23 protein-coding genes, 2 tRNA genes and 1 other annotated feature are annotated in these 23,415 nt (G+C 70.8%); of the genes, 16 read left to right on the forward strand and 9 right to left on the reverse strand.

Annotation, left to right across the window (positions count from 1 at the left end; all coding sequences use genetic code 11):
• Nucleotides 1-31: 31 nt before the first annotated feature.
• Together gyrA and DWV08_RS13990 are read left to right on the forward strand one after the other, a co-directional pair.
• On the forward strand, nt 32-2,884 hold the full coding sequence (gene gyrA, locus DWV08_RS13985) for a DNA gyrase subunit A (protein ID WP_115414360.1): 2,853 nt from the start codon (nt 32-34) through the stop codon (nt 2,882-2,884).
• A gap of 3 nt (nt 2,885-2,887) precedes the next feature.
• Nucleotides 2,888-3,478: a DUF3566 domain-containing protein gene (locus tag DWV08_RS13990; protein WP_115414361.1), complete on the forward strand. Its 591-nt coding sequence runs from the start codon at nt 2,888-2,890 to the stop codon at nt 3,476-3,478.
• Nucleotides 3,479-3,652: 174 nt separating this feature from the next.
• Here DWV08_RS13990 and DWV08_RS13995 read toward each other — a convergent pair whose 3' ends face one another.
• Nucleotides 3,653-4,132: an aminoacyl-tRNA deacylase gene (locus DWV08_RS13995; RefSeq protein ID WP_115414362.1), complete on the reverse strand. Its 480-nt coding sequence runs from the start codon at nt 4,130-4,132 to the stop codon at nt 3,653-3,655.
• A gap of 100 nt (nt 4,133-4,232) precedes the next feature.
• Here DWV08_RS13995 and DWV08_RS14000 point away from each other — a divergent pair, with 100 nt between their 5' ends.
• Entirely contained in the window at nt 4,233-5,054 is an 822-nt protein-coding gene (locus tag DWV08_RS14000; protein WP_241237252.1) for a hypothetical protein, read from the forward strand.
• 94 nt (nt 5,055-5,148) lie between these two features.
• Nucleotides 5,149-6,540: a cryptochrome/photolyase family protein gene (locus DWV08_RS14005; protein ID WP_115414363.1), complete on the forward strand. Its 1,392-nt coding sequence runs from the start codon at nt 5,149-5,151 to the stop codon at nt 6,538-6,540.
• 12 nt (nt 6,541-6,552) lie between these two features.
• Here the strand turns inward: DWV08_RS14005 and DWV08_RS14010 are convergent, their stop codons facing one another.
• From DWV08_RS14010 to DWV08_RS14025, 4 genes are all read right to left on the reverse strand, one after another.
• On the reverse strand, nt 6,553-8,202 hold the full coding sequence (locus DWV08_RS14010) for a molybdopterin-dependent oxidoreductase (protein ID WP_115414364.1): 1,650 nt from the start codon (nt 8,200-8,202) through the stop codon (nt 6,553-6,555).
• A complete protein-coding gene (locus tag DWV08_RS14015; RefSeq protein WP_115414365.1) occupies nt 8,202-9,179 on the reverse strand; it encodes an anti-sigma factor domain-containing protein in 978 nt (325 codons plus the stop codon). Before DWV08_RS14015 ends, DWV08_RS14010 begins: the two co-directional genes overlap by 1 nt.
• Nucleotides 9,176-9,865: an ECF RNA polymerase sigma factor SigK gene (gene sigK / locus DWV08_RS14020; protein WP_115414366.1), complete on the reverse strand. Its 690-nt coding sequence runs from the start codon at nt 9,863-9,865 to the stop codon at nt 9,176-9,178. The genes DWV08_RS14015 and sigK overlap by 4 nt, the downstream gene beginning before the upstream one ends.
• Nucleotides 9,866-9,957: 92 nt before the next feature.
• Complete coding sequence (locus DWV08_RS14025; protein ID WP_115414367.1) at nt 9,958-10,674, reverse strand: fasciclin domain-containing protein; 717 nt, start codon at nt 10,672-10,674, stop codon at nt 9,958-9,960.
• A gap of 235 nt (nt 10,675-10,909) precedes the next feature.
• Between DWV08_RS14025 and DWV08_RS14030 the strand changes: the two genes are divergently transcribed.
• The 5 genes from DWV08_RS14030 to DWV08_RS14055 all read left to right on the forward strand — a co-directional run bounded on the left by DWV08_RS14030 (nt 10,910) and on the right by DWV08_RS14055 (nt 13,139).
• Nucleotides 10,910-10,983 (forward strand) — tRNA-Ile (locus tag DWV08_RS14030).
• A gap of 21 nt (nt 10,984-11,004) precedes the next feature.
• A complete protein-coding gene (locus DWV08_RS16910) occupies nt 11,005-11,175 on the forward strand; it encodes a DLW-39 family protein (RefSeq protein WP_115414368.1) in 171 nt (56 codons plus the stop codon).
• An 11-nt stretch (nt 11,176-11,186) separates the two neighbouring features.
• Nucleotides 11,187-11,259 (forward strand) — tRNA-Ala (locus DWV08_RS14040).
• 599 nt (nt 11,260-11,858) lie between these two features.
• Nucleotides 11,859-12,203, forward strand: a complete 345-nt coding sequence (locus DWV08_RS14050) for a hypothetical protein (RefSeq protein WP_115414369.1) — start codon at nt 11,859-11,861, stop codon at nt 12,201-12,203.
• Between the two features lie 60 nt (nt 12,204-12,263).
• Nucleotides 12,264-13,139, forward strand: a complete 876-nt coding sequence (locus DWV08_RS14055) for a hypothetical protein (RefSeq protein ID WP_115414370.1) — start codon at nt 12,264-12,266, stop codon at nt 13,137-13,139.
• Between the two features lie 92 nt (nt 13,140-13,231).
• Here DWV08_RS14055 and DWV08_RS14060 read toward each other — a convergent pair.
• The 3 genes from DWV08_RS14060 to DWV08_RS14065 form a co-directional block, all read right to left on the reverse strand.
• Nucleotides 13,232-14,478 (reverse strand): IS3 family transposase gene (locus DWV08_RS14060; protein ID WP_244923648.1). Its coding sequence is split into 2 segments (ribosomal slippage): nt 13,232-14,193 and nt 14,193-14,478, totalling 1,248 coding nucleotides; the frame shifts between segments, so codons are not numbered across the junction.
• Nucleotides 14,072-14,200, reverse strand: a sequence feature (AL1L pseudoknot). Its footprint overlaps the gene before it by 129 nt.
• Before the next feature lie 49 nt (nt 14,479-14,527).
• Entirely contained in the window at nt 14,528-14,659 is a 132-nt protein-coding gene (locus DWV08_RS17320) for a hypothetical protein (protein WP_277601793.1), read from the reverse strand.
• Between the two features lie 58 nt (nt 14,660-14,717).
• Nucleotides 14,718-15,299, reverse strand: coding sequence for a TetR/AcrR family transcriptional regulator (locus DWV08_RS14065; protein ID WP_115414371.1), 582 nt, complete (start codon nt 15,297-15,299; stop codon nt 14,718-14,720).
• A gap of 69 nt (nt 15,300-15,368) precedes the next feature.
• Here DWV08_RS14065 and DWV08_RS14070 point away from each other — a divergent pair, with 69 nt between their 5' ends.
• The gene (locus DWV08_RS14070) at nt 15,369-16,364 is read left to right on the forward strand and encodes an NAD(P)-dependent alcohol dehydrogenase (protein WP_115414372.1); all 996 of its coding nucleotides are present in this window, start codon (nt 15,369-15,371) and stop codon (nt 16,362-16,364) included.
• A 107-nt stretch (nt 16,365-16,471) separates the two neighbouring features.
• Here the strand turns inward: DWV08_RS14070 and DWV08_RS14075 are convergent, their stop codons facing one another.
• Nucleotides 16,472-16,891 carry a VOC family protein gene (locus DWV08_RS14075; protein ID WP_115414373.1) on the reverse strand — a complete coding sequence of 140 codons (420 nt, stop codon included), beginning with the start codon at nt 16,889-16,891 and terminating at the stop codon, nt 16,472-16,474.
• A gap of 99 nt (nt 16,892-16,990) precedes the next feature.
• Here DWV08_RS14075 and DWV08_RS14080 point away from each other — a divergent pair.
• The 6 genes from DWV08_RS14080 to DWV08_RS14105 all read left to right on the forward strand — a co-directional run bounded on the left by DWV08_RS14080 (nt 16,991) and on the right by DWV08_RS14105 (nt 23,407).
• Nucleotides 16,991-18,156 (forward strand): IS3 family transposase gene (locus DWV08_RS14080; RefSeq protein WP_115414374.1). Its coding sequence is split into 2 segments (ribosomal slippage): nt 16,991-17,275 and nt 17,278-18,156, totalling 1,164 coding nucleotides; the frame shifts between segments, so codons are not numbered across the junction.
• A gap of 36 nt (nt 18,157-18,192) precedes the next feature.
• On the forward strand, nt 18,193-18,372 hold the full coding sequence (locus tag DWV08_RS14085; protein WP_127097513.1) for a hypothetical protein: 180 nt from the start codon (nt 18,193-18,195) through the stop codon (nt 18,370-18,372).
• Between the two features lie 258 nt (nt 18,373-18,630).
• Nucleotides 18,631-19,539: a MurR/RpiR family transcriptional regulator gene (locus DWV08_RS14090; RefSeq protein WP_162801581.1), complete on the forward strand. Its 909-nt coding sequence runs from the start codon at nt 18,631-18,633 to the stop codon at nt 19,537-19,539.
• A 198-nt stretch (nt 19,540-19,737) separates the two neighbouring features.
• The gene (gene nagE / locus DWV08_RS14095) at nt 19,738-21,678 is read left to right on the forward strand and encodes an N-acetylglucosamine-specific PTS transporter subunit IIBC (RefSeq protein WP_115414377.1); all 1,941 of its coding nucleotides are present in this window, start codon (nt 19,738-19,740) and stop codon (nt 21,676-21,678) included.
• 159 nt (nt 21,679-21,837) lie between these two features.
• Entirely contained in the window at nt 21,838-22,617 is a 780-nt protein-coding gene (locus DWV08_RS14100; protein WP_115414378.1) for a CHRD domain-containing protein, read from the forward strand.
• Between the two features lies 1 nt (nt 22,618).
• Nucleotides 22,619-23,407, forward strand: coding sequence for a class F sortase (locus tag DWV08_RS14105; RefSeq protein ID WP_115414379.1), 789 nt, complete (start codon nt 22,619-22,621; stop codon nt 23,405-23,407).
• Nucleotides 23,408-23,415: the final 8 nt, after the last annotated feature.

A 23,415-nucleotide genomic window follows, 5' to 3' on the forward strand; every position in this document is an offset into this window, starting at 1 on the left:
CATCGGCCCCACCGGAAAGGCCTCCACTCCCATGAGCGACACCCCGCAGGACCCCACCACCCCCGACGAGACCCCGCAGTCCGGGACCCCGCAGTCCGAGCAGGCCCCCACCCCCGCCGAGGCGGGCGGTCGCGGCGCCCAGGAGACGCCGGAGGGTGCGAGCGAGATCTCCGCCGAGGAGGCGGCCTCCCGCACCGTCACCCTGGTGGATCCGCTCGACGAGGGCGAGGTGGACCGCATCACGCAGATCGACCTCAACCACGAGATGCAGCGCTCCTACCTCGACTACGCGATGAGCGTGATCGTCTCCCGCGCGCTGCCGGACGTGCGCGACGGCCTCAAGCCCGTGCACCGCCGCATCGTCTACGCGATGTTCGACGGCGGCTACCGCCCCGACCGCTCCTTCTCGAAGTGCGCGAAGGTGGTGGGCGAGGTGATGGGCAACTACCACCCCCACGGCGACTCCGCGATCTACGACGCGATGGTGCGCCTGGTGCAGCCGTGGTCGATGCGCTACCCGCTGATCCTGGGCCAGGGCAACTTCGGCTCCGCCGGGGACGACGGCGCCGCCGCCCCCCGGTACACCGAGTGCAAGATGGCGCCGCTGGCCATGGAGCTGGTGCGCGACATCGAGCAGGACACCGTGGACATGCAGGGCAACTACGACAACACGGTGGACGAGCCCACCGTGCTGCCCGCCCGCTTCCCGAACCTGCTGGTCAACGGCTCGGCCGGCATCGCCGTGGGCATGGCCACCAACATCCCGCCGCACAACCTGCGCGAGGTGGCGGACGCCGTGCAGTGGCTGCTGAGGAACCACGAGGCCACCAAGCCGGAGCTGCTCGAGGCCTGCATGGAGCGGATCAAGGGCCCGGACTTCCCCTCCGGCGCCACCATCGTGGGCACCTCCGGGATCGAGGACGCCTACCGCACCGGCCGCGGCTCCATCACCCAGCGCGCCGTGGTCTCCACCGAGGAGATCAACGGGCGCATGGCGCTGGTGGTCACCGAGCTGCCCTACCAGGTCAACCCGGACACCCTGGCGCGCAAGATCGCCGAGATGGTCAAGCTGGGCAAGATCCAGGGCATCGCCGACATCACCGACGAGACCTCCGGCCGCACCGGTCAGCGCCTGGTGATCACCCTCAAGCGCGACGCCGTGGCGAAGGTGGTGCTGAACAACCTCTACAAGCACACCCAGCTGCAGGAGAACTTCTCCGCGAACATGCTGGCCCTGGCCGGCGGGGTGCCGCGCACCCTCTCGATCGACTCCTTCGTGCGCGAGTGGACCAAGCACCAGATCGACGTGATCGTGCGGCGCACCACCTACCGACTGCGCAAGGCGGAGGAGCAGATCCACATCTTCCGCGGCTACCTCAAGGCGCTGGACGCGCTCGACGAGGTGATCGCGCTGATCCGCCGCTCGCCGGACGTCGACGAGGCCCGCACCGGGCTGATGGACCTGCTGGCGATCGACGAGATCCAGGCCAATGCGATCCTCGCGATGCAGCTGCGCCGCCTGGCCGCCCTGGAGCGCCAGAAGATCATCGAGGAGCACGACCGCCTGCAGGCCCTCATCGAGGAGTACACCGCGATCCTCGCCGATCCGCAGAAGCAGCGCGACATCGTCTCCGAGGAGCTCGCGGAGATCGTGGACCGCTACGGCGACGACCGCCGCACCCGGATCCTGCCGCACGCCGGCGACATGGCGATGGAGGACCTCATCCCCGAGGAGGACGTGGTCGTCACCATCACCCGCGGCGGCTACGTCAAGCGCACCCGGGAGGACCAGTACCGCGCCCAGAAGCGCGGCGGCAAGGGGGTGCGCGGCGCCTCGCTGCGCGAGGACGACGTGGTGGAGCACTTCTTCACCACCACCACCCACCGCTGGCTGCTGTTCTTCACCAACCAGGGCCGGGTCTACCGCGCCAAGGGCTACGAGCTGCCCGAGGCCCCGCGGGACGCGAAGGGCCAGCACGTGGCCAACCTGATGGCGTTCCAGCCCGAGGAGCACATCGCCTCCGTGCTCGCGATCGACTCCTACGAGGACGCCGAGCACCTGGTGCTCGCCACCGAGTCCGGCCTGGTGAAGAAGACCGCGATGACGGCCTTCGACTCCAGCCGCACCGGCGGCATCATCGCGATCAACCTGCGCGACGTGGACGGGCCGGAGGGCCCGCAGCCGGACCGCGTGATCGCCGCCCGCGCCGTGAACAGCGAGGACGAGATCCTGCTGGTCTCCCGCAACGGCCAGTCGGTGCGGATGCCGGCCGACGACGCCACGCTGCGGCCCACCGGCCGCGCCACCAGCGGCGTCACCGGCATGAAGTTCCGCCACGACGACCGCCTTCTGGCGATGGACGTGGTGCGCCCGGACTCCTTCGTGGTCACGGTGACCGACGGCGGCTTCGCCAAGCGCACCAGCGTGGACGAGTACCGCCTGCAGGGCCGTGGCGGCCTGGGGATCCGGGTGGCGAAGCTGCCCGATGACCGCGGCCACCTGGCGGGCGCCGCCGTGGTGGAGGAGTCCGACGAGCTGCTGGTGGTGATGGAGCGCGGCCGCGTGGTCCGCTCGAAGGTCGCCGAGGTGCCGGCCAAGGGCCGCACCACCATGGGCGTCACCTTCGCCAAGCCGGACAAGGGCGACCGCATCCTGCTGGTCACCACCGGCCCGGAGTCCGAGGTGGACGAGACCGAGGCCGAGGCGCCCGAGATCGTCGACGCGGAGCCGAGCGCGGGCGCCGCAGAGGGTGCTGCGGGCGAGGATGCTGTGGAGATCTCCGTCCACTCCGGCTCCGCGGACGCGGACGGCGAGGGCGATGTTCTAGGCTCGGAGCAGTCCGATGCGTCGTCGACCGGCGACGCCGATACCCACGAGGAGTGATCCGTGAGCACCAGTGACTCCAGGACCACCACCGGGAGCGCCGACCCGGCCGAGTCCACGTCCACGCTCCCGGCCTTCGACGGCACCTCCAGCCCGTCGACCTCGTCGGCGGAGCCCGCCCCCACCACGGGCGAGACGTCGATGGGCGCGGGCAGGGGCTCCGCGTCCCGCGGCGCCAGCCGCAGCCCGAAGAAGACCCCGCCCCTCGCCGCCGCGGCGGAGACCGAGCGGCGCGGCCCCCGCCGGGTGCGCCTCACCCTGGCCCGGCTGGACCCGTTCTCGGTGATGAAGCTGTCCTTCCTGGCGGCGATCGCGATCGGCATCGCCACCGTGGTGGCCGTGATCCTGCTGTGGAACCTGGTCGAGGCGATCGGGCTGTGGAGCCAGATCGACCAGCTGGGCAGGGACCTCAACGGCGGCGACCCGCTGCCCTTCATGGAGTTCTTCAGCTTCTCGAAGATGACCAGCTACGGCACCATCGTCGCCGTGGTGAACGTCGTGATCATCACGGCACTCGGCACCCTGCTGGCCTTCCTGTACAACCTGGTGGCCGCCCTGCTGGGCGGGCTGAAGATGACCTTCACCGACGAGTGAGCCGCCGGGTGGGACGGTCCCGCACCGCCCGCCCCGCGCGATCCCGACGCCGCCGTGCCTGCTGAGGCGCGGCGGCGTCGTCGTTCCCCCGGCGCGTCCGCGCAGCCCTCGCGTCGGCCTCGTGCCCGCCCATGCCCGCCCGTCCCGTCCCGCGGCGTCGCGGTCCCTGCGCGGTCAGGAGGCCTGGAGCTCGGTGATCTCGGCGATCTGCGCGCCCAGGTGGGCGAGGGCCTGCTCGGCGGGCACGGTCGCGGCGACGCCGTGCGCGCCGGCGCCCAACGAGATCCGGCGCGCCGGATCCCCGGTGAGGGAGGCGTCGGCGATCACGGGCCAGGCGGTGGTGGCGCCGAAGGGCGTGATCGTGCCGCGCTCGTAGCCGGTGACCTCGCGGGCGACCTCCTTGTCCGGCATGGACAGCCGGTTCACGCCCAGCAGCGCCCGCAGCCGGGGCCAGGAGATCTCGCGGTCCCCCGGCACCAGCACGAACAGGAAGTCTCCCTCCCCGCGCCGCACCACGAGAGTCTTGACGATGTCGCGGGGCTCGACGCCGCGGGCCGCGGCCGCCTCGGCGAGGGAGCCCACGCGGCCGTGCCGGGTGATCTCGTAGGGCAGGCCGGAGGAGTCCAGCGCCTCGCGGGCGCGCAGTTCGCTCATGGGTCCACGATACGGAGCCCGGCGGAGGGCGCGGGCCGTGAGGCGTCTCGCAGGCGGCCGGGGTCTGCGGGCGCAGCCCGGCTGTCGGTACGGTCGAGAGATGGTCTCCTCCTCCCTCGCCCGACCCCTCCCGGACCTCCGCCCGCTGCCGCCGGTGCAGGAGCAGCACTTCGCCCCCGCGGACTATCCGTGGGTGGGGGCGGCGGTGCGCTCCGCGCTGCTGCTCGAGGACGGGATCGCGGATCTCGACCCCGTCGGCGGTGTGGGAGCGCCCGCCGAGAGGCTGCCGGAGCCGGTGGTGGACATCGACCTCGTCGAGCAGGCCCTCGCCGCCGAGGGCGTCGCACCGCTGGCCGAGCGCACGCTGGTGCTCGCCGTCGGCTCCAACCAGACCCCGCAGGCCATCGCTCGCAAGTACCGGCGGGCCGGTGGCACGGTGCCGGCGGCCACGCCCTTCGTGCGCTGCACCGTGCACGATCTCGCCGTGGGGCACGTGGCCCACATCGCCGCACCGGGGTACGTGCCGGCGGCGCCGTACCGTGCCCCGGGCCAGCGCATGGAGCTGGTCGCCACCTGGTTCGACGACGAGCAGCTCGCGGTGATCGACGCGACCGAGCCGAACTACGACAGGATCCGCCTGGCCGCCGCGCAGCACCCGCTCACGCTCGCCACGGGCCAGGAGCCCGCGCAGGCGCACGTCTACGCCTCCCGCTGGGGCGTGCTGGCCCGCGACGGGGTGCCGATCCCGCTGCGCCACCGCCAGCAGGAGCTGTTCGACGAGCTCTCCGCGCTCACCGGCGACGAGCGCTTCGTGGGCGAGGCCGGTGAGCTGTGCGCCCGCATGGCGGCGGAGCCCGGGGCGCTGCGCGAGCGGGTGAGCGCGCGCGGCCTGGTCGCGCCCGACGGCCTCGCCCGGCCGTGAACCGCACGCCCTTCCCGCCCCCATCCCGATGATTAGCTAGGCTATGCATATCCGGGGTGCTCGCCCCGGACCGCGGACGAGGGGAGACGCAGCGATGACCGCCATCTGGTGGGTGCGGGACGACCTCCGGCTCCATGACAACCCCGCCCTCGCGGCGGCGGCCGCCGCCGGGGACGTGATCGCCGTGCACGTGGACGAGCGGATCGACGGGGTCCGTGCCGCGGGCGGCGCCTCCCGCTGGTGGCTGCACCACTCGCTGCGGCGCCTGGGCGACTCCCTGCGGGAGCACGGCGTCCCGCTGGTGCTGGCGGACGGCGATCCCGAGCAGGTGATCCCGCAGCTGGTCCGGGAGACCGGCGCCGAGCAGGTGCAGTGGAACCGGCGCTACCACCGGCCCCGTCGTGATCTCGACGCGCGGCTGAAGAGTGCGCTGCGTGCGCAGGGCGTGCGTGCCGAGAGCAGCGACGGCTTCCTGCTGCACGAGCCGTGGACGATCGCGACGCAGAAGGGCGAGCCCTACCGCGTCTACTCCGCCTTCGCCCGCGCCTGCCGCGATGCCGCCCCGCCCCGCCCGGACGACGCCGCCGCGCCGAACCTGTCGGGACCCGCCGACGAGGTGCACGCCGCCGGCCACGCGATGGCGCAGTGGCGGCGCGCGGAGCACCTCGAGGAGATCCTGGACCGCCGCGGCTGGGTGCCGACGGCCCCGGACTGGGCGGAGGGGCTGCGGGAGACCTGGACGCCGGGGGAGGCCGGGGCGTGGGACCGGCTGGACGCGCTCGAGGACGTGCTCGACGACTACGCGCGCCACCGCGACCGGCCCGCGCTGCAGGGCACCTCACGCCTCTCCCCGCACCTGCGCTTCGGCGAGATCTCCCCGCACCAGGTGTGGCGGCGCAGCCGGGAGCTGGGCCCGGGGGAGGGGCCGGAGACGTTCCGCGACGAGCTGCTGTGGCGGGAGTTCGCCTGGCACCGGCTGTTCCACCTGCCCGAGCTCGCCACGCGCAACGTCCGCTCGCAGTTCGACGCCTTCGACTGGCGCGAGGACGAGGACGACCTCCGGGCCTGGCAGCGCGGGCGCACCGGGATCGACCTGGTCGACGCCGGGATGCGGCAGCTGTGGCGCACCGGCTGGATGCACAACCGGGTGCGCCTGGTGGTGGGCTCCTTCCTCACCAAGAACCTGCGCCTGCACTGGCGGCACGGCGAGGAGTGGTTCTGGGACACGCTGGTGGACGCCGACGAGGCCGCGAACCCCTTCAACTGGCAGTGGGTGGCAGGCACCGGGGACGATGCGGCGCCGTACTTCCGCGTGTTCAACCCCGAACGGCAGCAGGAGCGGTTCGACCCCGAGGGCGAGTACGTGCGCTCCTGGCTGCCCGAGGTCGGCACCGGCGACAGGCCCGCCCCGCTGGTGGACCTGCGCGCCTCCCGGCGGGACGCCCTCGCCGCCCATCAGCGGCTCTCGGGGCAGGCCGACGAGTGACCCGGGTGGGCCTCACACCACGGTGAACCGCACCGTGTGCCAGCCGCTGGCGCCGTCGGGCGCGGGCGCGGCCCGCTGGGAGGTCTGCAGCGTGCCCTCGCCGTCCGTGGCCCGCACCGTCACCGAGTGGTCGCCGGGCTCGGCGTCCCCCCAGCGCAGCGACCACTGCACCCAGGTGTCGGCGGTGACCTCGGCGCCCAGCTGCGCCTCGCGCCACTGCCCGTCGTCGATCCGCACCTCCACCGCGGAGACGCCGCGCTGCTGCGCCCAGGCGGTGCCGCCCAGCATCACGGCGCCGTCCGCGTCCGCCTCCAGCTCCGCGAAGGAGCGGGGCACGTCCACCCGCGAGGCGGTCTTGATCGGGCCGCGCTCCGACCAGCCGCGGGTGGACCAGTAGGCGACGTCGTCCTCGAAACGGGTGACCTTCAGCTCCGTCAGCCACTTGGTGGCCGAGACGTAGCCGTACAGCCCCGGCACCACCATCCGCACCGGGTAGCCGTGCTCCGCCGGCAGCGGCTCGCCGTTCATGCCCACGGCGATCAGGGAGTCCCTGTCGTCGGTGAGCGCCTCCAGCGGGGTGGAGGCGGTGAACCCGTCGATCGAGCGGGAGAGCACCATGTCGGCGCCGTCCTGCACCCCGGCGCGCTCCAGCAGGGTGCGCACCGGCACCCCCAGCCAGGTCGCGTTGCCGGCGAGGTCCCCGCCCACCGCATTGGAGACGCAGGTGAGCGTCACGTGCGCCTCCACCATCGGCTCCTCCAGCAGCGCGGCGAGGTCGATCTCGAGCTCCTGGTCCACCAGACCGTGGATCCGCAGGCTCCAGGCAGCAGGGTCCACGCGCGGCACCGCGAGGGCGGTGTCGATCCGGTAGAAGTCCTGGTTCGGGGTGAGGTAGCGGGGCATGCCCTCGAGCTCCACCTGCGCCTCGGCAGGGATCGGCGGGGCGGAGGTGCGGGGCGCGGGCAGCACGTACCGGGCGGCGCGGGCGGCGACCTCCCGGCTCGCGGTGATGCCGCGGCCCACCGCGGCGCCCACCACGGCGAGCACCCCCACGGCGCCCACGCCCAGCAGCGCCCGCCGACGGGTCCAGCGCGCCCGGGCCTCGTCGGCCGAGCCGGTCGTGCCTGCCCCGTCGGCCGCACCTGCCCCGTCGGCCGTGCCGGTCCCCTCGGCGGCCCCGACCCCGTCGGCCCCCGGGGCGCCCTCGGTCCCGGAGGCCGCCGGGCCGTGCACGGTGCGCAGGAGCAGCAGCAGGGCCGGGACCGCCACGAGCGTGCCGAACAGGGTGGGGAGGACGTCCAGCGCGGTGTTCTGGGCGCGGGTCAGCACCAGCGCCATCGCCAGCGCCCCCAGCCCCGCCAGCAGCACGGCGGCGAGAGCGCGCCGCGCCGCCCCGAGCCGGCCGATCAGCGCCGTGAGCACCAGGTACACCGCCCCCATGGAGGCGAACAGCACCAGCTTGTCCCAGGTGCCGAACAGCCGGATCACGAGATCCTTGACGCCCGGCGGGACGATGTCCACGAAGGCGCCGCCCACCGCGACGAACGGCGCGGAGGAGGAGCTGAAGGCGAGCGAGGCCAGCTCCGCGACGGCCACCAGCACCAGGCCGGCCACCACCCCGGCGACGGCGGACCATCGAGCGGCCCCGCGCGGCGCGGTCATCACAGCACCCCGCTCGCGATCGGCTTCATCGTGGGCTGCTCGGAGCCGCCGGCGGGCTCGATGGTGAGGCCGATCTCGACCCCGTCGGGCAGCGCGCCGTCGTGCATCATCGACTCCTGCGGATCCTCGAGCATCCCGGCGCTGACGATGTCCTCGCCGTCGATCATCCACAGCTGGTACGTCTCGCTGGCGGGGAGCGCGGGCAGCCCGGCGGACTGCACGATCATCGCCTGCTCCTGGCGCGAGTACATCAGCTGCAGCTCGCCGCCCTCGGCGGAGGGGAGGATCATGTGCGCGGCGTCGTCCGCGGCCATGATCTCCGAGAGCATCGCGCGCTCCTGCTCCGCGCCCTCCTGCGCGGAGGCGATCGCCTCGAGGGAGGCGCGGGCCTCCTGCTCGGCGAGGCGCTCGCTGTTCCACATGCTCACCCCCACCACGGTGCTCACCAGCAGCGCCGCGGCCGCGGCGGCGGTCCACCGGCTGCGCCGCACGCTGGCGCGGTAGCGGTCCAGCGGGACCACCTCCGCGGGCGGGCGGGCGTCGGCCGACGAGCGCGCGTCGGGCGCGATGCCCGGCGTGGAGCCCGGTGTGGAGTCCGGCGCGCCTGCCGTGGGGATGTCGGGTGTGGAGCCGGGCGCGGCTGCCGTCGGGACACCGGGGGAGGTGCCGGCCGCGGCGCCAGCCCCGGCCTCCGGGGTCGAAGCGTCCGCGGTCGCAGCGTCTTCGTCCGCCTCCTCGGCGAGCGGGGAGAGCTGCCGGGTGGTGGCGATGCGGGCCATCACCGCGGCCTTCAGCTCCGGGCGCGGGGCCAGCGGGGTGAGGCTGCCGGCGAGCTCGCCGGCGGTCTCCTCGAAGGAGAGCGCCTCGGCGGCGGAGTCAGGATCCTCGGCCAGGTGGCGGCGCATCCGCTCGCGCTCCTCGCCGTCCAGGGCGTTCAGCGCCCAGGCGCCGGTCATCGTGTGCTTCTGCTCGTTCACGAGGTCACCCCCAGCCTGTCCCGCAGCACGATCATGCCGTCCCGGATCCGAGTCTTCGCCGTGCCCACGGGGATGTCCAGGAGGGCGGCGACCTCCCGATGGCTGTAGCCGCCGAAGTAGGCGAGGCGGATCGCCTCCGACTGCGCGGAGGTGAGCTCGCCCAGCGCCGTGCGCACGCGCCTGCTCTCCACCCTCATGATCCCCTCCTCCTGCACGTCCACCACCTGCTGCTCCAGCTGCAGCAGGCCTTCCTCGGAATCGCGGCGCCGGGCCGCCTCGCTCGAACGCACCGTGTCCACCGCGCGGCGATGGGCGATGGTGCACAGCCATCCCTGGGCGCTGCCGCGATGGGCGTCGAACCGGGTGGCCTGCCGCCAGATCTCCACGAACACCTCCTGCATCACCTCCTCGCTCATCGCCACGTCCCGCACCACCCGGCGGATCAGGGCGAACAGCATCGGGGCGACCTCGTCGTACAGACGGGAGAAGGCGTCCTCGTCGCCGAGGGCGATGCGGTGCAGCAGAGCGGCCGAGGACGGCGGCGCCGCCTCCCCGCCCGGCAGCGCGTGCAGACCGATCTCGCCGCCGGGCGGCGCGGCCTGCCCGGGATCGCCGCCGGGTGGCGGGCCCAGGGCGGCCTCACCGGGCCGCGTGGGCGGCTCGGCGGGGGAGTGCTCGGGAGGCATACGGCGTCACTCCTTCCAGTGGGACCTGTCGGGCCGGGGCGGACGGTGCGCCCGCCCCGGCCCGACCGGGACGCCTATGCAGTGTGCGCCGCTCAGCCCTGCTCCGCCATGCTCGGCGGCATCAGAACGGTATCGATCATGTACACGGTGGCGTTCTGCGTGGTGACACCGCCGCAGATCACGGCCGCACCGTCGACCATGAGGTCGTCGCCCTCACCGGTGACCTCGAGATCCTCGCCCTGCACCGTGGTGTGGGTGCCGGCGACCTCGTCCGGCGAGAGCTGCCCGGGCACCACGTGGTACGTGAGCACGCCGCTGAGCGCATCGGCATCCTCGGCGAGGGCCGTGAGGTCCTCCTCGGGGATCGCGCCGAAGGCGTCGTCCACCGGTGCGAACACGGTGAACTCGTCCCCGTCGAGGGTGTCGGCCAGGTCCACCTCCGGGTTCAGCTCGCCGGAGACGGCGGAGGTGAGAGTGGTGAGCATCGGGTTGTTCGAGGCGGCGACGCTGACCGGATCCTGCGCCATGCCCTCCACCGAGCCGGCACCGTCCGGCACCGTCTCGGCGTAGTCCGCGCAGCCGGCGCCCACGAGGTTCGCCGCCGGATCCATCGAGTCCATGTCGTCCGAGTCGTCCATGCCGCCCATGTCGCTGGGACCGTCCATCGACTCCTCGGCGGTCTGCCCGCCGCCGTCGGACATCGGCTCCTCGTCCATCGAGCCGGAGTCCATCCCGCCGGAGCACGCGCTCATCAGCGCGACGGTGGCGGCCAGAGCCCCCAGCCGGGGAAGCATCCTGTGAGTTCTCATGACGATCTCCTTCGTGAGGCTGCGGTCGCTCCGGCGGGTCCGGGGCGGGACGTCCCGGGAGGGGCGTCGCATCAGGGGTTCGGAGCGGAGCGCCGGATGGATGGGAACGATGTCTGCCGGGAGACGATGTGACCTCGCGAACAACCCCCGGGACCGGTTGGACTCGGCACCCCGGATCGGGGTAGCGTTGCTCGTCGGTGGCCGTCACCGGAGCGTTCCGGAGGCCGTCGCGCACGGGCCTATAGCTCAGTCGGTTAGAGCGCTGTCCTGATAAGACAGAGGTCGCTGGTTCAAGTCCAGCTAGGCCCACGTCGAGGATCGGAGGAACTCATGAAGAAGTTCATCACGACCGCCGTCGTGCTCGGCACGGCCGTGGCGGGGATCCTCACCTGGCGGAAGGTCGAATCCGACCGCATCCGCAACGATCTGTGGACCGAGGCGGAGCGCGTCTCCACCGAGCAGGACGAGGTCGCCGAGGCACAGCCCGCGCACCGCGCCTGACATCCGCACCCGGGGACTTAGCTCAGTTGGTAGAGCGGTAGCTTTGCAAGCTTCAGGTCAGGGGTTCGACCCCCCTAGTCTCCACGAAACACCAGGTAAGAGGCCGTTTCCCGCGAGGGAGGCGGCCTCTTCCGCGTCCGGGTCAAGCGATCGACGATCGGCTGGGGCGGTAGCGAATCGGTCGTTCTCGGTAGTAATCCGTGTTGGGTCAGGTGCGCCCTGTGCGTCCTCGCGACCAGCAGAATCACGCAGAGCGAGACCCCTGCTCCCGACCGCGTGCGCCCGGTGCGCCCCGGAATCCAGTCTGCTGAAGTAGTCGGCGTCAGTCATTCATCACGGATACCCGCGACGGCCGTCAGTACGTCGGCAAGGCCGACGGTGCGGAGAGCATCCGGCAGCGCTGGAACGCCTACGCGGCCAACGGCCACGGCGGTAACGTCGAGCTGCGCAACGTCGACGCGAGCGGCTTCCGCTACTCGGTTCTGAGGATCTTCGACCCGGCAACGCCGACGAGCGTCATCGACGCGGCCGAGAGCCACTTCAAGCTCGCCCTCGACACGCGCAGGCACGGGCTTCACCGCAACTGATCACGAGTGGACGGCTCTCGGGTCCGGCGACAGCTTCGTGCTGAGTGGTGTCCGCAGGCGAGTGCCGTGTCCGTGCTGCGTCATATCGTGTGTTCCATGGTGATCGAGCCCGAAGAGCAGACCCCGTGCCAGTGCGATCAGGACTGCGCGTGCGGGAACACTGCGGATCTCATCCACGGCGGGGTCGCGATCTGTGGGTGCTGCCTCGCCGACTGCCCCGATGTGCACGTCCTCGAGGGCAGGACCTGGCGGAGCGGCTACACGGTTCGGCTCGTGCCGTGGCGCGGCGGCTACGAGCTCCACGTCGATGGGGTGGGCGTGACGCAGTGTGTCGAACGAGTGGAGGCCGAGGACACGGTCCGGGACTTCCTCGAGTCCCTCGAGCGCGATGACGCCCGCACGGCGAGCGTGACGGTGTGGGGTACGCCGGAACAGCGGTAGGAGATCGGTCGCCGGGGCCGGCCCGCTATCGGCGTCAGTGGCCGGGTGCATGATCTTCCTATGAGGACGAATCAAAACGGGGAGCTGAGGATCGGTTTCGTCGATGTCGGCTATGCCCGGGGGCACACGGGCAAGGTGCCGATCGAGTGCTGGGCTCCCAATCGCCTCGGCGAGCTCTCCGTCGTCACAGATCAGGCATTCGCCCGATGCGAAGTAGTCGATGCGTGGGAGGGCGAGATCTCCCCGCGGGAGGACCCATCCGGCCTGGACGTCCTGCTGGAGACATGGGCGCTCAACTACGACCTCGTCGTGTCCTGGAACGGGCTGTTCGGGGACTATCTCCCGCTTGCTCGCCTCAGCGATAAGGTGGCGGGCATCCTGCCGAAGAGCGTGGACCTCCTCGAGCAGCTCGCGCTCGACGTCGCCGACATGTTCCCCGAGAAGCGGTGGAAGACGGCGGGGCTGTCGCTCGGAAAGGTCTACGTCTCGTTCGGCGACGAGTTCGACCTCGGCGAGAAGTACCGCGGAGACTCCGCCCTCGACGACTGCATGCGGATCTTCAGCATCTACCGCAGGCTCCTGTCGGGCACGCCGCTGCGGTACGACTACGTCGCCTACGGTGGGGCGAAGAAGATCGTCGAGCATCATGCAGTCATCGCGCCGTCGGAGCGCACTCTGGCAGCGATGCGAGGTGGCCCGGCGGCGCGCAACGATGTGCGCTGCGATCTGGACTGGTCCGGCATCGCGCTTCCGGACAGCGTCGTCGAGCTGCTCGACGGGGTGGATGAGACCGCGCGCAAGCCGGTGCTCCGCTTCGCGCTGCAGCTGCTGGCTCCGTCCGTGAACGAGCGCGTCCGCGCCCGGCTCCGCGACGGCGAGTCGCTGGGAACCAAGGACATGGAACGGCTTGAGACGGCCCTGGAGCGAACGCCATGAGCGGCGGACCGGAGCAAGCGAGCGGATGTGCGTCCGGGGTCAGCCCTGATCCGGAGAACGCTTTGGTCCGCTTGTGTATCGCCCCGGGTTTGTTAGAGGCTCGCAAGTGCCGCGTCGGCGGTCGCCGGCACGGTCTGGTGGCGATGGTAGTTCTCCTCGAGCTCGACGGGCGGGATCATGCCGATCTCGCCGTGCAGGCGGCGGTGATTGAACCAGTCGATGTACTCCGCGGTCGCGATCTCGAGCTCGTCGATGTTCTTCCAGGGCCCGTGGTTGCGGACCAGCTCCGCCTTGAAGAGCGAGTTGAAGGCCTCGGCCAGGGCGTTGTCATAGGAGTCGCCGGTCGAGCCGACGGAGGCGACCGCTCCGGCTTCCGCGAGGCGCTGGGTGTAGCGGACGGCGACGTACTGGACGCCCTTGTCGCTGTGGTGCGTGAGCCCGGAGACGTCGTGGCCTGCGTACTCACGGGTCCAGATCCCCATCTCCAGCGCGTCCAGGGCGAGGTCGGTCCGCAGGGACTGCGACAGCTGCCAGCCGACCACGCGGCGGGAGAACACATCGATGACGAACGCGGCATACACCCAGCCCGCGAACGTGCGGCAATACGTGATGTCCGCGACCCATAACTGGTTCGGGGCCGTCGCGGTGAAGTCGCGTTCGACCAGGTCAGCGCGAGTGTCTGGGCCGTCGCCGGGGCGTGTGGTCCGTGGGCCCTTCTCTCGGCTGATGCCGCGCAGCCCGTCGGCTCTCATCAGTCGTTCCACGGTGCAGCGCGCGACCGCGATGCCTTCTCGGCGCAGCTGAGCGTGGAGCTTCTTCGCGCCGTAGACCCCGAAGTTCTTCGCGTGCACGCGCCGGATCTGGACCAGCAGTTCCTTGTCCCGGATCGCTCGCTTCGAGGGCGGGCGGGTCTTGAACGCGTAGTAGGTGCTCGGCGCGATCTGGGTGCCCGCTGCGGTGAGCGTGCGGCAGATCGGCCAGGCGCCGAACTCGTGCTTGTGCTGGTCGATGAACGTCACGATCATCGCGGTGGGCGGTCGAGCTCCGCTGCGAAAAAAGCCGAGGCCGACTTCAGAATCGCGTTCGCCCGGCGCAGCTCGCGCACTTCCTTCTCCAGCTCAGCGAGCCGCTCGGCGTCGCTGGTCGTGGTCCCGAGTCGGCGGCCCTCGTCAATCTCGGCCTGCACGACCCAGTTCCTCAACGTTTCGGCCTTGATCCCGAGCTGCTCGCCCACACGGCGGAACGTTCCCGACCTCGTCGCTGGATCCCGTCGCGCGTCCACGGCCATCCTCGTGGCCCTCTCCCGAAGTTCATCGGGGTACTTCCTCGGTGCTGCCATGCTCCTCATCCTCCCGTGGGATCAGAGCCTCCACCAGACCCGGGGCGATTCACTGGAAGCCGAGGAACGCAATGCCGGCCGAGCAGAGGGTGGGCACCGTGGCGATTACATCGGACGGACAGATGCCGAAAAGGAGTTCGGCGCAACGATCGACCAACCTGCAGGCGTTGAACACCGGCACGAGTCCTACGGCCTGATCGTCAGGAGCCGGGAAGGTACGGCTCGCCGCGCAGCACGCCCTAGAGGCGTCGGCACCCTCGCTCGAACAGCTCCACCGCACGCAGTGCCTGGGCACGTGCGTCGTTCGGGGTCGCTCGCGAGACGGCGCGGATGGTCGTGAGAATGATCCGGATGTCGCCGAGGTCGAGGTCAGCGCGCACGGAGCGTTCGCGCCGGGCTCGCGCGATCAACGATTCCAGCTGAGCGAGAGCCGACGTTTGGAACTCCGCGAGTTCGTCGGTGACGTCCAGTTTCTCGATCAACGGAGTCATGATCCCGGGCTGCTCTGCTTCGATCGAGGCGAACTCGCGGATGGTGCGGAAGATTGCTGCGCCGGCGCCATCAGCATCGACGGCATGGTCCAGTAGGCTGCCGCAACGGTCTATCTCGCTCTCGTAGACCGCTGCGAGCAATCCGGCGCGGTTCGGGAAGTGCCGGTACAGGGTCGCCGGTGACAGATCTGCGCGGTCGGCGATGGTCGACAGCGGCGCGTCGACGCCCTGCTCGTGAATCACGTCCCGCGCGGCCGAGACCAGCTGTGCGCGATTACGTGCTCGATCAGCTCGGCCCGGCGTGCTTCCTGTTCCAATCTGAGGCACCATCGGTTGCTCCTGCTCTCACTTCACCCAGAAACGTAGGGTGACTCTCATTTCATGCGTAGCGTTAGGAGCATGTCAAGCGATGTGAGTGCTTCAGGGTCTGATTCGACGATGCGGGCAGTGGTCTTCGACCGGTACGGCGGCCCAGAGGTTCTCCGCGTGGCCGAGGTGCCCATCGCGCGTACTGGGCCGGGCGAGGTGTTGATCCGCGTGGAGGCATCCAGCGTCAACGGCGGCGAGACCGCCGGGCGACGAGGGGACTTGAAGCTCATCACTGGGCGGCGGTTTCCCAAGCGCATCGGCATCGACTTCGTCGGCACGGTCGTCCAGACGGATGCCGATGCCGCATACGCCCCGGTCGGTACGCGCGTGTGGGGAACCGTCGATGAGCGCGGCGAGCAGGGATCCCTCGCCGAGTACATCGCCGTAGATCCGAGTCGGTTCAGCATCGCGCCCGCCGGGCTCACTCCGGTCGAGGCGGCGACTTTGCTCGCCGGCGGCACGACCGCGCTGACCGCGATGCGCGACATCGCCCGCCTGCGTGCGGGCGAGAGGCTGCTCGTCCGTGGCGCTTCCGGCGGCGTGGGCAGCGTCGCCGTGCAGGTCGGTGCACATCTTGGCGCTGAGGTCACCGGGCTCGCCCATCCAGACGCCTTCGAGTTCGTCCGAGCACAAAAGGCCAACCATGTTCTGGACTACGTGACTCCGCCCTCGCAGCTTGGCGAGTTCGACGTCATCTTCGATACGCGCGGGACATCGCTGAGCGCGTATCGGCGACTGCTCACCCCGCGTGGTCGGATGGTGACGATCGCGTTCAACCTGAGGCGACCGGTTCGCAGCCTCGCCGGCCTCCAGCTCTCGCGTCTGCGCCGCGTCCGCCCTGTGCGACTATTCCTCGGCCGCCCGCGCCGGCCCGTGTTCGAAGAGCTCGCTCACCTTGCCGAGCGCCGCGTCATCGCACCAGTGGTCCACAGCGTGCACACCATGGAGGACGTCGTCTCAGCCCACGCCCAGATGGAGCACGAGCGAGTCCTCGGCAAAGTCGCCGTGGACGTCGCTCACAACTGAGCCCCGCACAGCAGTGCCGCTTCGCTCCGAGAGGACGGCGAACTGCATTGAAACCGGGCGATCGCCCTCGTGGTCGGAGGGCGCTCTCGGCCATTGGTGCCCATCCGTCAGGATCCGGTGCTGGTGCTCCGTCCGGCGAAGCGGGCCCGGACTTCCTCCGAGGTGGGGGAGAAGAGGTTGCCGAGGTTCCCGTCCGGGTCGCGCAGCAGCGCGGAGCGGTTTCCCCAGGGCATGTCGGTGGGTGCTTGCACCCAGGAGTCGACCTGGCCCTGAAGGCGCTTGTGCTCGGCGTCAACGTCGTCGACACGCAGCTCGATGATCGCGGTGCGGTTCGCGCAGGCTTCAGCAGCGCCTTCGCCGAACAGCGGCACGGTGCTGGAGTGCCCGATCGCGAGAGTCGCCAAGGGGGTCACCAGCTCGGCGAAGACGGGCGCGGGGCGCTGGGCACCGATGCCCGTCACGAGCTCGTACAAGCCGACCATGTCGTCGAAGTCGTCGGTGATGATGCGGACGGAGGCGAGTTCCATGAGTGTTCCCTTCACTACTGCAGCGTTTTTGGGACTGCCGCATGGATAGGTGCCATCTGATCTGGCTTGCCCGCTGGGCGGCCTGGAAGGATGTGCACCATGCGCGCTCCCTATCCCCAGGAGTTCCGCGATGACGTCGTGCGTGTGGCCCGGTCCCGTGAGGACGGCGTCACCATCGCGCAGATCGCGAAGGACTTCGGCGTCCACGAGATGACGCTGCACAAATGGATCCGCCAGGCTGACATCGACGACGGCAACCGCCCCGGCAAGACTCGGGAGGACTCGACCGAGCTGCGCGACCTCCGCCGCCGGAACCGGCTGCTGGAGCAGGAGAACGAGGTCCTCCGCCGCGCCGCGGCTTACCTCTCCCAGGCGAACCTGCCGGGAAAAGGTTCTACCCGCTCGTGAGCGAGCTTGCCGCTGACGGGATCTCCGTCGCGGTGTCCTTGCGGGTCCTGAAGCTCTCCCGCCAGCCCTACTACCGCTGGCGGAAACAGCAGGTCACCCAGGCCGAGATCGTCGAGGCCTACCGCGCCAACGCCCTGCTGGACGCCCACCGTGACGACCCCGAGTACGGGTACCGGCTCCTGGTCGACGAGGCCGCGGAGGCTGGCGAGGTGATGTGTGAGCGCACGGCGTGGAAGATCTGCCGCGACAACCAGTGGTGGTCCGCCTTCGGCAAGAAGCGCGGCAAGAACGGGAAGCGTCCCGGACCACCGGTCCACGACGACCTGGTCACGCGGGACTTCTCCGCCGATGACGTCAACGAACTGTGGCTGACCGATATTACGGAGCACTGGACCGATGAGGGCAAGCTCTATCTCTGCGCCATCAAGGACGTGTTCTCCGGCCGCATCGTCGGCTACTCCATCAGCGACCGGATGAAGGCCCGCCTCGCAGTGAACGCCCTAGACAACGCGGTATCGCGCCGTCGCGATGCTGCCGGATGCATCGTGCACTCGGACCGCGGGTCCCAGTTCCGGTCACGCAAATTCGTGCATGCCCTGAACCGTCATCACCTCATCGGATCGATGGGGAAAGTCGGCGCTGCCGGGGACAACGCCGCGATGGAGTCCTTCTTCGCATTGCTCCAGAAGAACGTCCTCGATCGCAAGCGGTGGCGGCCCCGAGAGGAACTGCGCATCGCGATGACCACTTGGATCGAGCGGACCCATCACCGGCGTCGCCGACAGGCCCGCCTGGGCCGATTGACGCCCATCGAATACGAGACCATCATGAACCCCGCCGTGGACCTCGCGGCCTGACACCCCAACTGTCACCTGATCGTGCGGCAGTCCCGCGTGATCGACGGAACCGATGAGGGAGGCATCACGTCGACGGTCTCGTGGAAGGGCGGCGGCGACTACGAGATGGTCCACGTGTCGCCGCGGTTCGGCTCGCAGACGCCTCGGCACCGCGCCCCGGCGCTGAAGAAGAAGCTCGGCCTTTCACAGGCCGCGGACGTGCGGGACGCGGTGTGACTGTTTCGGTGCAGCTCACCCTCGGTGCGCCTCAGATGCGCCCTGAGGATCGACCGAATATGATCTGACCAGGCATAATTCGTTCGTGCAATCTGCTTTGCAAGCTTCAGGTCAGGGGTTCGACCCCCCTAGTCTCCACCAGGCATGACAGAGAGCCCCTCTCCTCCGGGAGAGGGGCTCTCTGCTGTCGTGCTGCGGGGCCGCGCACACCGGCGCCGCCGAGCCGAGCCGGCCCGCGCCAGCCGGTACCCTGACCGAATGCTCCCGACCTCCGACGTGCTCGCCCTGCTGCGTGCCAGGCGGAGCTCCCTGCCTCCCGTGCTCCTCCGCGTGGCGCACTTCGTGCTGGAGCACCCCTCCGCGGTCGTGGACATGTCCACCGCGCAGCTCGCGAGCGCCGCAGGGGCCTCGGAAGCCGCCGTGTCCCGGCTGTGCGAGCGGATCGGACTGTCCGGGTATCCCGCGCTGAAGTCCGGCCTGGCCGTCTCGCTGGCCCGCGCGGAGGCGCGGCCGACGGCCAACGTCGCCGCGATCGACGAGGGCACGGACGCCCGGACCGTCATCGACGTCGTCGCACGATCGCACGAGGACGCGATCCAGCTGACCGCCGAGGGCCTGGATCCCGAGGAGGTCGACGCCGTCAGCGAGATGCTGCGCCGCACGCGCACCGCGATCGTCTACGCGCTGGCGTCCTCGTCCCCCGTGGCCGAGGATCTCGCCAGGAAGCTGGTGATGGCGGGGGTGACCGCCACCGCGACCTCCGATCGCCATCTGGCGGCCGCGCTGATCGCGCGCTACGAGGGGCGCTGCGGGCTCATCGTCATCAGCACCACGGGCTACACCCAGGACTCGGTGTCGCTCGCCGAGGCCGCGAGGCTGCATGACACGCCTGTGGTCGCGGTGACCTCGGACCCGGAGTCCCGGTTGGTGCGGGCCGCCACCCATGTGCTGCGCACCTCCGCGTACGAGGAGGGCCTGCGCTCGGGAGGCACCTCGGACCGCATCGCCCAGCTGCTCGTGGTCGACGTCCTCGTCACCGTGCTGCGGAGTGCAGACCACCATGCGGAGATCGCGAGCATGCACCGGATGGACGAGGCGGTGGGTCCGTGGAAGCTGCCGCGGCGGGGCCCCTCGGGCGCGCCGGAGGCACGCTCCGGCGGGGACTGAGGACGGCGAGTGAGGATCCGGACACATCCGACGCCGACGATGAAGGATTCCTTCAGTAGGATCCCATCTGGATGATATGTTCCGTCGCGATCTGCGGGACCACTCCCTGTCCCGAGTCCGACACCGACCGTCGACCCCGAGCCTCCTCCGCGCTGTGCCGCCGCCGCCGGAGGACGCTCGCCGACATGAGAGGTCCCGATGAAGTTCTTCCAGCGACTGGGCAGGTCGCTCATGCTGCCCGTGGCAGTGCTGCCCGTGGCCGCCATCCTCAGCGGCCTCGGCTACTGGATCCTGACCGCGACGGGCGACGAGAACAACCTGGCCGGCGTCTTCCTCAAGCTCGCCGGGGGCGCGCTGCTGGACAACCTGCCGCTGCTGTTCGCGATCGGCGTGTCCGTGGGCATGGCGACCAAACCGGACGGCACCTCGGCGCTGGCGGGCCTGGTCTCGTGGCTGATGGTGACCACCATGCTGTCCCCGGCGAACGTGGCCCTGTTCCAGGGGATCGAGGAGTCGCAGGTGAACCCGGCGTTCTCCAACCTCGAGAACGTGTTCGTGGGCATGCTCTGCGGTCTCGTCGGCGCGTGGTCGTACGACCACTTCAAGGAGGTGAAGCTGCCCGATGCGCTGTCCTTCTTCTCCGGGCGCCGCTCCGTCGCCATCGTCACCGCCGGGATCTCCCTCGGCCTGGCACTGGTGCTCTTCTTCGTGTGGCCCCTGGTGTACTCGGGTCTGGTCGGCTTCGGCGAGTTCATCCTCACCCTCGGTCCTGTCGGCGTGGGCATCTACGGCTTCCTCAACCGCCTCCTGATCCCGCTGGGCCTGCACCACGCGCTCAACTCGGTGTTCTGGTTCGACGTCGCCGGGATCAACGACCTGGGCAACTTCCTGGACGCCCAGGGGACGTACGGCGTCACCGGGCAGTACATGACCGGCTTCTTCCCGATCATGATGATGGGCCTGCCCGGTGCGGCCCTGGCGATGTACGTGACCGCGAGGACCGCGCGGCGCAAGGTGGCCGCCGGCGTGCTGCTCTCCAGCGCGATCGCGTCCTTCTTCGTCGGGGTGACCGAACCGCTGGAGTTCTCCTTCATGTTCCTGGCGCCGGGCCTGTACGTGGTCCATGCCCTGTTCACGGGCATCTCGATGGCCGTCAGCGCGATGCTGCCGGTGAGGATGGGCTTCGGGTTCTCCGGCGGCTTCATCGATCTCGTGCTCGGCTGGGTGAACCCGATGGCGCAGAATCCGTGGGCGATCCCGCTGATGGGCGCGTTCTGGTTCGTGGTCTACTTTTTCGTCTTCCGCGCCATCATCCTGCGCTTCGACCTGAAGACCCCCGGTCGTGAGTCCGAGGAGGACCTCGCCGAGGACGGGCAGGCCGACACCGCCGCGGGCGGCGACAAGTACGCGGTCACCGCGACGTCCTTCCTGGCCGCCCTGGGCGGCGCGGGGAACATCGTGGACCTCGAGAACTGCGCCACCCGACTGCGGATGGAGCTCGTGGACGTCTCCGTGGTCGACGAGGCCGCGCTGAAGCGCGCCGGCGCCGCCGGCACGATGAAGCCGGGCGGCCGGTCTTTCCAGGTCATCTACGGCACCAGCGTCCAGTTCGTCAAGGATGCGATGGAGCGGATCATGACGGGCCAGGCCGAGCCCGTCACGGCCTCCTCGGAGGACGCCGCGCCGGCCGGGGAGCCCGGCGCCGCCGGCGCCGTGACCGCGGTGCGGGCGAGCACGCTGGTCCGTCTCCGCCAGCCCCTCCAGGGCACCGTGGTCCCGCTGTCCGAGGTCCCCGATGCGACCTTCGCGGAGGGCGTCATGGGCCCGGGCGTGGCCATCGAGCCCACCTCGGGCGAGGTCGTGGCCCCGGCCGCCGGGACCGTCACGCACGTCTTCCCGACCGGGCACGCGGTGGCTCTGACGCTCGAGGACGACACGGAGGTGCTCATCCACGTGGGCCTGGACACCGTGAAGATGCGAGGCGAGGGCTTCACCACGCTGGTGACGACCGGCGAGCGGGTCAGCGCCGGCACCCCGCTGCTGCGGGCGGACCTCTCCGCGATCCGTGTCGCCGGGCACCCGCTGGTGACCCCGGTGATCGTGATGAACGACAAGGACGCGCGCATCGAGCTGGTCTGATCCCCTACCGGGGAGAGGAGCGGGGGACGGGCACGCCCGTCCCCCGCTCCGATCTCTCCGGGAAAAAGTCCAATCCGGGTCCCGATGTGCTCCGAACCCTTCCTGGAACGCCGCCCCCGACGGCCGCATGGTCGTCCGGTGTTCGACGAAGGAGACATCATGCGCACGACGACGAAGCGACTGGTCCCCCTCTTCGCAGCCACGGCGATGGTCGGCATGCTCGGCGCGTCCGGCGTCGCGATGGCCGATGATCACGGCGGCGGCGAGGGCGCGACCACGCTCGAGGCCCACCTCACCGAGCTGAACGACTCCGGCGCCTCGGGCACCGCGTGGATCACGCTCGAGGGCAACGAGGTCACCGTGAAGCTGGACAGTTCCGGCATGCTCGCGGACGCCCCCCACGCCCAGCACATCCACATCGGCGGTGCGAACGAGTGCCCCGATCCGTCGATGGAGGGCACCGGGGTGGACGGTGCGATCCGCACCACCGACGCCGCCGACTCCTACGGCGCCGTGAAGGTCTCGCTGACCAATGACGGCGACACCAGCCCGGACAGCGCCCTGGCCGTGGACCGCTTCCCGGTGGGCGATGCGAGCTATGAGCGCACCCTTGAGGTGGACGACGAGACGGCCGAGAGCCTGCGCAACGGTGACGGCTCCGTGGTGCTGCACGGCGTGGACCACAACGGCAACGGCACCTACGACGGCGACCAGGAGTCCGACCTGGATCCGTCGCTGCCCTCCGAGGCGACCGATCCGGCCGCCTGCGGCGCGCTCGAGGTGGCCCAGATGGAGGCATGGCCCGAGGGCGGTGCCGAGACCGGTGACGGCTCCACCGCTGGCATCGAGCAGTCCGGCGCGATGCTCGCCGGTGCCGGCCTGCTGACCGCCGCCGGTGCGGGCGCGTTCGCGCTGCGTCGCCGCACGGCCCGGAAGTGACATGACCCCTCAGGGAACCCCCCGACGGAACGGCGGTCGCCGCACGGCGGCCGCCGTTCTGGCGGCCCTCGCCGTGGTGGGCGCGGCCCTGCTGGTGTTCGCCCTGACCCACCAGGTGGGGGCGCCGCCGGAGCCCCCGCTGCGCACGGCCGGAGCACCGTCGGACGGTGCCGGTGCGCAGTCGTCGGACGACGGCGGGGAGCCGACGGAGCCGGTAGGTGCCGACCCGACGGAGCCGGCCGACGCCGAGCCGTCGGCCGTCCCCCGCACCGACGCGGCGGAGCCCTCGGAGCAGCCGTCCTCCGCGGCACCGGAGGCGAGCGTCGCCGAGGCGCTCCCCGCCTCCACCCCCACCGCGGTGCGCATCGACGCGATCGGTGTCGAGGAGCAGGTCTTCCCCATCGGTCTCGGCGAGAACGGCGAGCTGCTCGCCCCGCGCGGCGACCAGGCGGACCTGGCGGCCTGGTTCGACGGATCGCCCACCCCGGGCGAGAGCGGCCCCTCGGTGATCGAGGGGCATGTGACCTGGGGCGGAGACCCCTCCGTCTTCTTCGAGCTGGGCGCCCTGGAGGCGGGGGACCGGATCGAGGTGGACCGCGAGGACGGGACCGTCGCGACCTTCGAGGTGTACGACGCCGTCCGCTATCCCAAGGACGAGTTCCCCACGGTCGCGGTCTACGGCCGCACCGACGGCCCCGAGCTGCGGCTGATCACCTGCGCCGGTGACCTCGACGAGGACGGCCACCACCTCGACAACACCGTGGTGTTCGCCCGGCTCGTGGAGGGGTGAGGAGCTCC

The sequence above is a fragment of the Brachybacterium saurashtrense genome, assembly GCF_003355475.1.
Taxonomy (GTDB): Bacteria; Actinomycetota; Actinomycetes; order Actinomycetales; family Dermabacteraceae; genus Brachybacterium; species Brachybacterium saurashtrense.